Here is a 13215-nt window from a genome sequence, read left to right as displayed (position 1 = left end):
CCCCCATGACCGACACCCTGCGCCCTTACCAGCTCAGCGACAACCTCGCAGCCGACAGCGGCGCCGTGTTCCTCACCGGCACCCAGGCCCTGGTGCGGCTGCTGCTGGCGCAGAAGAAGGTGGACGAACGCGCCGGGCTGAAGACCGCCGGCTTCGTGTCGGGCTACCGCGGCTCGCCGCTGGGCATGGTCGACCAGCAACTGTGGAAGGCCAAGAAGTTCCTCGACGCGGCCCACATCGAGTTCCTGCCCGCCATCAACGAAGACCTGGCCGCCACCGCCTGCCTGGGCGTGCAACGCGTGGCGCTGGACCCGCAGCGCACGGTCGATGGCGTGTTTGCCATGTGGTACGGCAAGGGCCCGGGCGTGGACCGTTCGGGCGACGCGCTCAAGCACGGCAACGTCTACGGCACCAGCACGCAAGGCGGCGTGCTCGTGGTGTGCGGTGACGACCACGGCTGCGTCTCCAGCAGCACGCCGCACCAGAGCGACCAGGCCCTGCAGGCCTGGAGCATGCCCGTCGTCCACCCGGCCAACGTGGCCGAGTACCTGGAGTTCGGCCTGTACGGCTGGGCGCTGAGTCGCTTCAGCGGCGCCTGGGTGGGCTTCAAAGCGATCTCGGAGGTGGTGGAGAGCGGCATGACCGTGGACCTCGACACCGTGCCGCTGGACTTCGAGCACGCCGTCGAGTACGTCGCACCGACGAACCTGCACATCCGCTCGGTGGACCTGCCCTCGCTGGACCTCGAATCGCGCCTGGCCCACAAGCTCGATGCGGTGCGCGCGTTCGCCCAGGTCAACAGCATCGACAAGCACATCGTCACCAGCCCCGCCGCCACGCTGGGCATCGTGACGGTGGGCAAGGCGCACTACGACTTCATGGAAGTGCTGCGCCGGCTGGACCTGGACCCGAATGCGCTGGCCGCGGCCGGCGTGCGCGTCTACAAGGTGGGCCTGGTGTTCCCGCTGGAACCCACGCGCATCGTGGAGTTCTGCAGCAACCTGACCGACGTGCTCGTCATCGAGGAAAAGGGCCCGGTGGTGGAGCGCCAGATCAAGGAACTGCTCTACCACCTGCCCGAGTTCCAGCGCCCGCGCGTGGTGGGCAAGACCGACGAGCATGGCGCGCCGGTGCTGAGCGCTTTGGGCGAGCTGCGCCCCAGCCGCATCATGAACACCGTGGCCGACTGGCTGGCGCGCCTCAACCCCGCGCTGGACCGCCGCCACCTGGTGGTGGACTTCCTCACGCCCTGCCTGCTCAGCAATGCCGCCGACGGCGTGCGCCGCCAGCCCTACTTCTGCTCGGGCTGCCCGCACAACACCTCCACCAAGCTGCCCGAAGGCTCGCGGGCGCTCGCCGGCATCGGCTGCCACTTCATGGCCAGCTGGATGGAGCGCGGCACCTCCGGCCTGATCCAGATGGGCGCCGAGGGCGTGGACTGGGCGGCGCACAGCCGCTTCACGAAGGAGAAGCACGTCTTCCAGAACCTGGGCGACGGCACTTACTACCACTCGGGCTATCTGGCCATCCGCCAGGCCATCGCCGCGCGGGCCAACATCACCTACAAGATCCTCTACAACGACGCGGTCGCCATGACCGGCGGCCAGCCGGTGGACGGCACCACCAGCGTGCCGCAGATCGCGCGGCAGGTGGAAGCCGAGGGCGTGAAGAAGCTGGTGGTGGTGTCCGACGACATCGCCAAGTACGACGGCCACCACGGCCTCTTCCCCGCCGGCACCACCTTCCACGACCGCAGCGCCATGGACGCCGTGCAGCGCGAGCTGCGCGAGATCGAGGGCGTCACGGTGCTGATCTACGACCAGACCTGCGCCGCCGAAAAGCGCCGCCGCCGCAAGAAGGGCGAGTTCGCCGACCCGCCCAAGCGCATCTTCATCAACGAGGCGGTGTGCGAAGGCTGCGGCGACTGCGGGGTCGCGTCGAACTGCCTGAGCGTGGTGCCGGTCGAGACCGACTGGGGCCGCAAGCGCGCCATCGAGCAGAGCAGCTGCAACAAGGACTTCTCCTGCGTGAACGGCTTCTGCCCCAGCTTCGTGTCGGTGCACGACCCGGTGCTCAAGAAGAAGGCCGGTGCCCGCTACACCGCGCAAGACCTGGCCCGCGAGATCGCCGCTATCGCCGCCCCCACGCCGTGGGCCTGGACGGGGCCGTTCGACATGCTGGTGACCGGCGTGGGCGGCACAGGTGTGGTGACCGTCGGCGCGCTGGTCACGATGGCGGCCCACCTGGAAGGCAAGCAGGCCTCGGTGCTGGACTTCATGGGCTTTGCGCAAAAGGGCGGTGCGGTGCTCTCCTTCGTGCGCGTGGCGCCCACGCTGGACCTGCTGAACCAGGTGCGCATCGACACCCAGCAGGCCGACGTGCTGCTGGCCTGCGACATGGTGGTGGGCGCCTCGCCCGATGCGCTGGGCACCGTGAAGGCCGGCCGCACCGTGATCCTCGCCAACACGCACGAGCTGCCCACGGCCGGCTTCGTGCGCAACCCAGACGCCTCGCTGCAGGCCCCGTCGCTGCTGGAGAAGATGAAGTTCGCCGTGGGTGAGCACGGCGTGCTGGCCACCGTGGACGCGCAAGACATCGCCCAGCGCCTGATGGGCGACACCCTGCCCAGCAACATCATCATGCTGGGCGCCTGCTGGCAGCGCGGCCTGGTGCCGGTGAGCGAGGCGGCGCTGATGCGCGCCATCGAGCTCAACGGCGTGGCCGTGGACGCCAACAAGGCCGCCTTCGCGCTGGGCCGCCTGGCCATCGCCGCGCCGGACGCCCTGCAACGCCTGGCCGGCGAGATGAACGTGGTGAAGTTTTTCAACTTCGACCAACTCGACGGCCCTGACGGCCTCATCGAGCGCCGCGTGAAGTTCCTGACCGACTACCAAGACGCCGCCTACGCCGAGCGCTACCGCGCGCTCGTTGCCCGCGTGCGTACCGCGGAAGCTGCCCTCGGCCAAGGCCAGCGGCTGACGCAAGCCGTGGCGCGCTACTACGCCAAGCTGCTGGCCATCAAGGACGAGTACGAGGTGGCGCGCCTGTACACCGATGGCCGCTTCGAGCAGGCGATGAAGGACCAGTTCGAGAACTGGTCCAGCCTGAGCTTCCACCTCGCGCCGCCGCTGATCTCCAAGCCCGGCGCCGACGGCCGCGCCAAGAAGATCGAGATGGGCTCGTGGACCTTCACGGCCTTCAAGTGGCTGGCGAAGTTCAAGGGCCTGCGCGGAACCGCGCTGGATGTGTTCGGCAAGACCGACGAGCGCCGCATGGAGCGGCAGCTGATCGTGGACTACGAAAAGCTGGTCGACGAGATCCTGGCCTCACTGTCGGCCGACAACCTGGCCACGGCCGTCGAGCTGGCCCGCCTGCCGGAGAAGATCCGCGGCTACGGCCATGTGAAGCACGCCAACGTGACGGCGGTGAAGACCCAGTGGCAGGCGCTGCTGGACCGCTTCCACGGCCGCGCAGCCGCGGTGGCCGCGCAGCCGGTCGCCATGCCGGTGCGGGTCAAGGGCGTGGCGGAGCTCTGAGGCTCAGAGCGGCTCGTCCCAGCCCAGCGCGGCCATGTCCGCGACACGCTGGGCGGCGTCGCCCAGCAGGATGAAGTCATCCAGCTGCGGCGGCTTCACGGCCGTGCCGGCCAGCATCGCGTGCGCCTGGCCGCGGTGGTGCGTCTGGTGCATGAACAGCTGGGCCATCACCCGCCACAGCGGCTCGCGGGGCCCGGTGGCAAGACCGGCACCGCGGTCGAAAGCGACGACACGGTCGTCATCGGCCGGCACCAGGCCGGCACAGAAGTCGATCAGGCGCCGGTCGCTCTCGTCCTGCCGCACGGCAAGCTCGGCGGCTGTCGTGGCGGGCACATAGGCTGACCAGCGCTTCACCATGTCCGCGTCGCCATGCAGAGCGGCCAGGTAGTAGCCATCCACGGCCAGCAGGTGGTTGAGCGTCAGCGCCAGGCTCGGAAAAAAGCTGGTGCGCGGCGCGTGGAACTCGGCGTTGGACAGACGCGCCACGGCCGCCAGCAGGCGGCGGTTGGCAAGGCAGTTGGCGCGGGCCTGGGTGACGAGCAGCTTCATGGCGCCGATTGTGCGGCGCGCGTGAAAGCGTGAAATCGTGGGTACTGACACTGCTGCCTGGACATGCTTCAATCAACCGACACGCTGGGTCAGCCAAGAAAGACGCCGCTTGCGCATTGGAGACGCCTACACCGGGCCCGAAATGACCAGCCCCACCGCCTGGGTGGCGGCCGCCGTGGTGCTGGCGCTGGGCCTGACACTGACGGCCCTGGCTGTCATCTGGCACCAGCGCCAAGCCAGCGCTGAGGTGCGCAGCCTGCAGGAGCGCCAGATGGAGCGGCTGCAGGCCGATGTCGTCAAGCGGCTCACCATGCCCGTGTACGGGTTGCGGGGCGCGCGCGGCGCCCTGGCGGCGCTGGATGGGCGGCTCACCCGCGACGCGTTCAGTGCCTACGTCGAGTCGCGCGACCTGGCGCAGGAGTTCCCCGGCGTGCGGGGCTTCGGGTTCATTGAGCGCGTGCGCCGCCAGGAGCTGCCGGCCTTCATGGCCGCCCGCCAAGTCACGGGCATCACTCCCTTCCGCGTTCAAACCACGGGAGATCACGACACGCTGTACGTGGTCACCCAGGTCTCGCCGCTGTCGCGCAACTTTGCCGCCTGGGGCATGGACGAAGGGGCCGACCCGGTGCGACGCCAGGCCATCGAGCAGGCGGTCGACACCGGCGAGGTCACGCTGTCCAGCCCGGTGCGGCTGGTGCAGGACCCGCTCAAGGGCCCGGGCTTCCTGCTGCTGCTGCCCGTCTACCAGGGCGGGCTGGACCCCATCACCCCGGCGCAGCGCCGCCTCGCACTGCAGGGCTTGCTGTATGCGCCCCTGGTGGCCAACGAACTGCTGCGCGGCCTGGCCGAACCGTCCGCCGAGTTGCTGAACCTGAAGCTGTCCATCCGCATGCCGGAGGGCGACTACCTGACGCTGCTGGCCACGCGTGACGGCGTGCTGCTGGCGGGGCAGGAAGCCAGCCTGTCGCAGCCCGCAGGCGACTTCATGGCCAGCACCGTCCAGTTCTCGCTGGAAGGGCGTGAGTTCCGGCTGGACACGGCACCAACGCGCCAGGCCGCGATGCAGCTGATGGGGCTGTCCGGTGTGGGCGTGCAGGCCGGCGGCGCGCTGCTGAGCCTGCTGCTGGCCGTGACGGTCTACCTGCTCGCCGCCGGCCGCACGCGGGCGGAACAGATGGCCCGCGCCATGACCGCCGACCTCGCCCGCCTGGCCGCCGTGGCCAGCCACACGACCAACGCGGTGTTCATCACCGACACCGCAAGACGCATCACCTGGGTCAACGACGGCTTCACGCGGCTGACCGGCTACACCGCCGACGACGCGCGCGGCCGACTGCCCAGCGAACTGCTGCACTCCGAGCTCACCGACGACGACACCGTGCATGGCCTGCGCGAGTCCATGGCCGTGGGCCAGGGCAGCAAGGCCGAGCTGATGCAGCGGGCGCGCGACGGCCGCGACTACTGGGTGGATATCGAGATCCAGCCGCTGCTGGGCCGCACCGGCGCGCTGGACGGTTTCCTGGTCATCCAGTCCGACATCACCACCCGCAAGCTCGCGCAGGCCCAGGCCGAGGAGGCGCGGCAGAGCCTGCAAGACCTCTACGACAACGCGCCTTGCGCCTACTACGCGCTGGACCGCCACGGGCTGTTCCTGCAAATCAACGCCCTCGGGCTGCAATGGCTGGGGTGCGCGGCCGACGAACTCATCGGCCGGCGCAGCCCGCGCGACTTCCTCACCGAGCCGGGCCGTGCGGTGTTCGACGAGGCCTTTCCGCGCTTCATGCGCGACGGCCGCGTGTCGGGCCTGGAGTTCGACCTCGCCGCGCCGGACGGCAGCACCCGGCGCGTCAGCCTCTCGGCCACCGCGGTCTACGACAAGCACGGCCAGTACGTGCGAAGCCGTTCGGTGATGTTCGACATCACCGAGACCCACCGCATCCGCCAGCAACTGCACCAGCTCGCACTCGACCAGGAGGCCATGCTGCAAAGCGACCTGGTGGGCATCGCCAAGCTGCGCGAGCGCGTCATCGTCTGGCGCAACCCGGCGCTGGAGCGCATGTTCGGCTTCGAGCCCGGCGCGCTGCTGGGTGCCCCGGTGCGCCGGCTGCACATCGACGACACGACCGACGACACCGTGGGCGCGCTGGCCTACCCGCTGCTCAAGGCCGGCGGCCGCTTCCGCACGCAGGTGCAGATGCAGCGCCAGGACGGCTCGCTGCTGTGGGTGGACCTGGCCGGCGTGGCCTTGCCCGGTGCGAGCGAGGTGTGGGGCAACGAGTCGCTGTGGATGATGGTGGACATCACGCAGAGCAAGGCCCACGAGGCGCGCATGGAACATGCCGCGCTGCACGATGCGCTGACCGGCCTGCCCAACCGCCTGCTGCTGGCCGACCGGCTGCGCCAGGCCATCGCCGCGGCCGAGCGCAATGGCCATGTGTTCGCGCTCGCCTACCTGGACCTGAACGGCTTCAAGCAGATCAACGACCACCAGGGCCACGATGCCGGCGACGAGGTGCTGCAAGCCGTGGCCACGCGGCTGCAGGCCGGGCTGCGCGCCTCCGACACGGTGGCCCGGCTGGGCGGCGACGAGTTCGTCGTGCTGCTCACCCCGCAGCAGGCGCCGGCCGAGGCGCAGCCGGTGCTGGACCGGCTGCTGGATGCGCTGACGCAGCCCATCACGCTGGCCAACGGCGTGACGGTGGCCGTGGGCAGCAGCCTGGGCCTCGCGCACTACCCGCTCGACGGCCGCACGCCCGACGCGCTGATGCGCCACGCCGACGAGGCCATGTACGCCCACAAACGCGCCGGCCGCTCGCGCGCGCTGCAGCGGTAGGGGCGCGCGTCACGCGGCGGTCATGTGTCCGCCGCGACACAGAACGTACGCAAGCCGGATACGGGGTGGCCCGAGCATGGCGGCAGTCCACCCCGGAGCCCTGCCGTGCGCCTGCCCTCGCCCCGCCTTTGCCTGCCCCTGCTGCTCGTGCTGATCGCCGCCATCGCCCTGCTCGCGCTGGTGCTGGCCGCCCTGCCCGCCCAGGCCGCCACGGCCGACGCCGATGGCGCGCGCGTCATCGTCAAGTTCAAGGCCCTGGGCCCGCTGATGCGCGAGGCCCGCGCCCGCGGCGACCGCGGCCCGCAGCAGGCCGCCACGCTGGCCGGCCGGCAAGGCCTGGCCCTGCGCGACGGCCGCATGATCGACGCGCGCAGCCAGGTCGTGTGGGGCGACAAGACGCTCACCTCCGCCGCGCTCGCCGCGCGGCTGGCGCAGGATGCCGACGTCGAGTACGCCGTGCCCGACGAGCGCCGCTACCCGCTGGCCCTGCCCAACGACCCGCTGCTGCCCGCCAGCAGCAGCGCCGCACTGGCGGCCGGGCAGTGGACCCTGCAGGCGCCGGACAGCACGCTGGTGTCCGCCATCAATGCGGTCGGTGCCTGGGCACTGACTACCGGCTCGGCCAGCATCATCGTCGCCGACGTGGACACCGGCGTGCTGCTGACCCACCCCGACCTGTCGGCCAAGCTGGTGGCCGGCTACGACTTCGTCTCCTCGACCACCACGGCCGGTGACGGCGGCGGCCGCGACAGCGACGCCACCGACCCCGGCGACTGGACCACCGCCAACCAATGCGGCAGCGGCCACGCCGCCACCAACAGCAGCTGGCACGGCACCAAGACGTCCAGCATCATCGGCGCGCACACCAACAACGGCGTCGGCATGGCGGGCGTGGGGCATGACGTGAAGATCCTGCCCGTGCGCGTGCTGGGCAAGTGCGGCGGCAGCGACTCCGACATCATTGCCGGCATGCTGTGGGCCGCCGGGCTGACCAGCGTGCCCACCGCCAACCCCAATCCGGCCAAGGTCATCAACCTCAGCCTGGGCGGCAGCGGCAGTTGCAGCGCGGCCTACCAGGACGCCATCAACCAGCTCATCGCGGCCGGCGTCACCGTCGTGGCCGCCGCCGGCAACGAGGAAGGGCTGGCCGTCAGCGTGCCGGCCAACTGCACGGGCGTCGTCGCCGTGGCCGGCGTGCGCCACAGCGGCACCAAGGTCGGCTTCTCCAGCCTGGGCCCCGAGGTGGCCATTGCCGCGCCCGCCGGCAACTGCGTCAACAGCAGCGGCGCCTGCCTCTACCCCATCCTCACCGCCACCAACAGCGGCACCAGCACCGCCAGCACGCACGGCTACAGCAACAGCAGCAACTACTCGGTGGGCACCAGCTTTGCGGCGCCCATGGTGTCGGGCGCTGCGGCGCTGATGCTGTCGGTCAACCCGTCGCTGAAGCCGGCGCAGATCAAGTCGCTGCTGCAGAGCACGGCACGCAGCTTCCCCGCGCAACCTGCGGGCAGCAGCGTGCCCGCCTGCCGCGCCCCCACCAGCACCGTGCAGGACGAGTGCTACTGCACCACCTCCACCTGCGGCGCCGGCCTGCTGGACGTCGGTGCGGCCGTGACGGCCGCGGCCAGCGCGGCGGCACCGACCGCCAGCATCACCGCCAGCGCGTCCACGGTGACCGCCGGCAGCACCGTGACGCTGGACGCCGCCGGCTCCACCGCGCCCGGCACGCGCAGCATCACCGGCTGGGCCTGGCGCATCACGGCCGGCGCGGGCCTGGCCAGCTTCAGCGGCGCCACCAATGCCGCCACCGCCAGCCTGGTGACCACCGGCGTCGGCAGCGTGACCGTGCAGCTCACCGTGACCGACAGCGCCGGCCAGCAAGCCGCCACCACCCGCACGCTGACGCTCACCGCCCCGGCCGCGCCCACCGTGAGCATCGTCGCCTCGGCCAGCGCCGTGGCGGCCGGCACGCCGGTCAGCGTCGACGGCAGCAGCGCCAAGGCGGCCACGGGCTTCGCCATCGCCAGCTACCAGTGGAGCGTCAGCGCCACGCCCGCTGGCCTGGCCACGTTCACCACGGCCACCAACGGCGCCACGGCCAGCATCAGCACGCTGGGCAGCAGCAGCGGCAGCTTCACCGTGACGCTGACCGTCACCGACTCGCTGGGCCAGACCGGCAGCGCCAGCACCACGGTGACCGTGACGCCGCTGGGCCCGACGGCCAGCATCAACGCCTCGGCCACGACCGTGACCGCTGGCAACAGCGTGACGCTGGACAGCACAGGCTCCAGCGCCCCGGCCGGGCGCACGCTGACCGGCTATGCGTGGAGCATCACCAGCGGCAGCGCCATCGCGGCGTTCAGCGGCAGCACGACGGGCGCCACCGCCACCGTCACCACCAGCGCGGCAGGCACGTTCACGGTGCAGCTGACGCTGACCGACAGCGCGGGCGCGCAGGCGGTCAAGACGCAGACGCTCACGGTGTCGGCTGCCAGCACGGCCACAAGCGGCTCGAGCAGCAGCTCGGGCGGAGGTGGTGGCGGCGGGATGGCGGTTTGGTGGCTGCTGGGCCTGCTGGGTGCGGCCTGGACGCTCGGGCGCCGTCGGCACTTCTTCGCCAGCGCGTGAGTGCGGTGCCGGGATCCGGGCCCGGCATGGGCCTCCCGCGGGAACCCACCCTTCAACCAGGCGAGCTCACCCCCCCCGACACCGGCTCCACCGTGACGCCGACCTTCAACGTCGCCACGCCGCCGCCTCGCAGCACCCCACGCAGCGGCGCCACGTCCGCGTAGTCGCGCCCCCAGGCCAGCGTCACGTGGTCCAGGTTGGCCGGCACATCGTTGGTCGGATCCAGCGCCAGCCAGCCCTGCTCGGGGCACCACAGCTCCACCCAGGCGTGCGATGCATCGGCCCCCACCAGCTTGGGCTGGCCGGGCGGCGGCCGTGTCAGCAGGTAGCCCGATACATAGCGCGCCGCCAAGCCCAGCGCGCGGCAGGCGGCGATGAAGACGTGGGCAAAGTCCTGGCACACGCCGCTGCGCTGCGCCAGCGCGTCGGCCGCGCGCGTGGCCACCGTCGTGCTGTGCGGCAGGTAGCGCAGGTCGGTGTGGATCTGGTGCATCAGCGCCAGCCCCGCCGCGGCCAGCGTGCGGCTGGGCAGGAAGGCGCGGCGCGCATAGGCAGCCAGGGCCTCGTCGGGCGCGGTGTAGGCCGAGGCCAGCGCGAATTCGTCAGCCTCCTGCAGCCCGCGGCCGGCGCGGTAGCGCAGGCCCAGCGCCACGGCCTCCCACGCCGGGCCGCGGTTGGGGTCGGGGGCGGGACGGTCCTGCAGCTCGACGACGAAGCGGCTGTCGACGCTGAGCTCCTCGTGCACGCGCGCATGGCCGAAGCTCAGGTGGCGGTTGCCCCAGGGGTCGCGGCGCAGGTGGGGCGCCAGCGCGGCGGCGTCCAGCGCCAGGCCTTCGATGCCCCAGGCGTCGGGCAGCGGGTCGATGGACAGCTGCCAGCCGGCCACGCGCTGCCAGGGCGTCTCGCGCGGCGCCAGGCAGGCGGTGTGGTGCGCCCACTCCACCGGCGCCCCGTAGGTGTAGTCGGTGACGTGGTGGACAGACAGCGTCACGCTCATTGCCACACCCGTTGCTCAGCGCCGGTGACGTGCGCGAAATAGCGGTGGCTGAGCACCGACGACAACTCCCCGGCCTGCGCCGCCGCGCGGCGCAGCTGCTGCACGAGCAGCGGTGCCGACGCCGTCAGCTCGCCCAGCGGCCAGCCCTCGGGCACAGGCAGCTCGCCCACGACACCGGCGGCCCAGGCAGGGTCGTGGCGCGCCAGCTTGTTGAAGCGCTCGCGCAGCGTGCGGGCCACCCAGGCCAGCGAACGCGGGTTGTCGGTGTTGTGCACCAGCAGGTGCAGCAGCGGCGCGGCCTCGCGGCGGGCCTGGAACTGGGCGCGGTAGGTGATGGTGGAGTCGAACACCCCCAGCAGCAGCGCGAAGCCGTCCTCGGTGAGGGCCAGCGGCTGCGCGCCGGGGCCGGTCTGCTCGAAGGCCTCGGCCAGCACCTCGGCGTGGAAGGACAGCCGCTCGATCTGCCGGCCGATGGACAACAGCCGCCAGCCGTCGTCGCGGGTCATGCGGTCGGTCTGCACGCCGGTGATCGCCGCCAGGTGGGTGTCGGCGCGCGCCAGCACGTTGAGCACATCGGTCATCGGCAGGGCTTGGGCCGGGCGGTCCAGCACGGCGCGCAGGTGCTGCTCGAACTGCGCCGCCGCCTCGTGGATGAGGCGCCAGGCCTCCGGCGACAGCCGCTCGCGCAGCGCCTGCGCGCAGCCCTGCAAGGCGCGCAGGTTCCAGCCCACGCTGTTGATGCCCGAGCCCGGCAGCAGCGAGCCCAGCAGCGCGCGCTCGAAGCCGCGCGGGTCGTCCTGCGCCAGCGGCGCGGCGGCGCCCACCAGCCCGTGGCGGCGCGACAGCGCGTCCAGCAGCGGCAGCATGGGCGGCGGCATGGCGCCGCGCTGCACCATGACGCTGGCCTCGATGACATAGCGCGCCAGCCGTGCGCTGTTCTCGGCCCGCTCGGTGTAGCGGCCCAGCCAGAACAGGTTCTCGGCGGCGCGGCTGGTGACAGTCCAGTGCGCGTCGCGCAGATCGGTGGCCTGCAGCGGCTGGGACAGCAGCGTGGTGCGGTCCACCTCGCCGTCGGTCATGACCCAGGTGTCGGCGCTCAAGCTGCCGCGCTGGATGGACAGCCAGGCGTCGGCCAGCGGGTCGCGGCGCGGCGCCACGCGGGTGAGGCCACCGGGCAGCACCTTCCAGCCGCCCTGCCCGTCGGTCAGCGCGAACACGCGCAGCACGGCCACACGCGGGTCCAGCGCGCCACGCATCCAGACCGGGTGCTTGGTGGGCTTGACGCGGGCCTGCAGCGTGTAGGCCGTGGGGTCGGCATCGATGCGCGCGGCCAGCGCCTGCAGCTCGGGCTCGCCAAGCTCGGCCGCCACCACCGGCGCGAAGTGGCGCGTGGTGGTGCTGGCCGAGAACGTGGGCACGACGACAAACTCCGCCAGGCGCGGCCGCAGCGTGTGCCAGGCGCTCTCCTCGCCACACCACCAGCTCTGGATGGCGGGCAGCTTCAGCGGCTCGCCCAGCAGGCGCTCGGCCACGGCGGGCCAGAAAGCCGTGAGGCCGGGGCTCTCCAGCCAGCCGGCGCCCGGCACGTTGGCGATGACCACCTCGCCCGCGCGCGCCGCCTGCAGCAGACCGGGCACGCCGAGGATGGACTCCGGGCGCAGCTCCAGCGGGTCCAGCCAGGTGTCGTCGACACGGCGCAGCAGCACGTGCACGCGCTCCAGGCCGGCCAGCGTCTTCAGGTAGACCTTGTCGGCGCGCACGGTCAGGTCGGCGCCCTCCACCAGCGTGATGCCGAGGTAGCGCGCCAGGAAGGCCTGCTCGAAGTAGGTCTCGTTGCGCGGGCCGGGCGTCAGCAGCGCCACGCGCGCCTGGGCGCTGCGCTCAGCGGCCGGCGACAGCTTGACCAGCGCCTCGATGAAGTCGCGGTAGCTGGCGGCCAGCCGCTGCACCTGCATCTGCCGGAAGGCCTCGGGGAACTGCTGCGCAATGATGAGCCGGTTCTCCAGCACATAGCCCAGGCCCGATGCGGCCTGCGTGCGCTGGCCCACGACGCGCCAGTGCCCATCGCTGGCGCGGGTCAGGTCGAAGGCCAGCACGTGCAGGTGCACGCCGCCGGGCGGGCGACTGCCGTGCATGGCACGCAGGTATTGCGGGTGGGCCAGCACCAGCGACGCCGGCAGCAGCCCCTCCTTGAGCAGGTGGCGCTCGCCGTAGGTGTCGGCCATCACGGCCTCCAGCAGCCGCGCCCGCTGCAGGATGCCGGCCTCGATGTCGCGCCACTCGCCCGGCTCGATGAGCATGGGCAGCAGCTCCAGCGGCCAGTGCCGGGCCAGCGCGCCTTCGGTGCCGTCCTGGCCGGGCAGCGGCGGCGCGTCGCTGTGCACGTTGTAGCTGGCGCCGTCTTCCAGCACGCGGCGCTGCACGCGCAGCGTCTTGGCCGACAGCTCCTGCCAGCCCGCTGCGCCGCCGGCCTGGAAGAAGCGCTGCCAGCGCGGGGCCAGGCCCGGCTGCGGCTCGCCGGGCTGGTTGACGTGCCCGGTCAGTTCGTAGAAATGCCCGTCACGGCTGCGCAGCGCGCTGGCGGCCGCCAGCACCAGCGGGTCGGGCGCACCGGCATCGTCCGGCTCGTCGGGGAGCAGGCTCCACTGGCTGGGGGTGGGCTCGGACAT

General features: G+C 71.9%; 6 protein-coding genes. 3 read left to right on the top strand and 3 right to left on the bottom strand.

Annotated features, from left to right (window positions below):
• Window positions 1–5: 5 nt before the first annotated feature.
• On the top strand, window positions 6–3536 hold the full coding sequence (locus NYO99_RS10820; RefSeq protein ID WP_422395488.1) for an indolepyruvate ferredoxin oxidoreductase family protein: 3531 nt from the start codon (window positions 6–8) through the stop codon (window positions 3534–3536).
• 3 nt (window positions 3537–3539) lie between these two features.
• Here the strand turns inward: NYO99_RS10820 and NYO99_RS10815 are convergent, their stop codons facing one another.
• Window positions 3540–4085, bottom strand: a complete 546-nt coding sequence (locus NYO99_RS10815; RefSeq protein ID WP_268167190.1) for a DinB family protein — start codon at window positions 4083–4085, stop codon at window positions 3540–3542.
• A gap of 142 nt (window positions 4086–4227) precedes the next feature.
• On the opposite strand from NYO99_RS10815, the gene NYO99_RS10810 reads away from it, so the two are divergent.
• On the top strand, window positions 4228–6918 hold the full coding sequence (locus tag NYO99_RS10810; protein ID WP_268167189.1) for a sensor domain-containing diguanylate cyclase: 2691 nt from the start codon (window positions 4228–4230) through the stop codon (window positions 6916–6918).
• Between the two features lie 105 nt (window positions 6919–7023).
• Window positions 7024–9549, top strand: a complete 2526-nt coding sequence (locus NYO99_RS10805) for a S8 family peptidase (protein WP_268167188.1) — start codon at window positions 7024–7026, stop codon at window positions 9547–9549.
• Window positions 9550–9601: 52 nt separating this feature from the next.
• On the opposite strand, the gene NYO99_RS10800 is transcribed toward NYO99_RS10805, so the two are convergent.
• Both NYO99_RS10800 and NYO99_RS10795 read right to left on the bottom strand, forming a co-directional pair.
• A complete protein-coding gene (locus NYO99_RS10800; protein WP_268167187.1) occupies window positions 9602–10540 on the bottom strand; it encodes a transglutaminase family protein in 939 nt (312 codons plus the stop codon).
• A gap of 2 nt (window positions 10541–10542) precedes the next feature.
• Entirely contained in the window at window positions 10543–13215 is a 2673-nt protein-coding gene (locus NYO99_RS10795) for a circularly permuted type 2 ATP-grasp protein (protein WP_268167186.1), read from the bottom strand.

Origin of the sequence: Roseateles hydrophilus (genome assembly GCF_026712245.1) — a bacterium.
In the GTDB taxonomy this organism is placed as follows: domain Bacteria; phylum Pseudomonadota; class Gammaproteobacteria; order Burkholderiales; family Burkholderiaceae_C; genus Pelomonas; species Pelomonas hydrophilus.
Note: the sequence above shows the minus strand (reverse complement) of the source record. Positions and strands in the feature narration are given on the sequence as shown.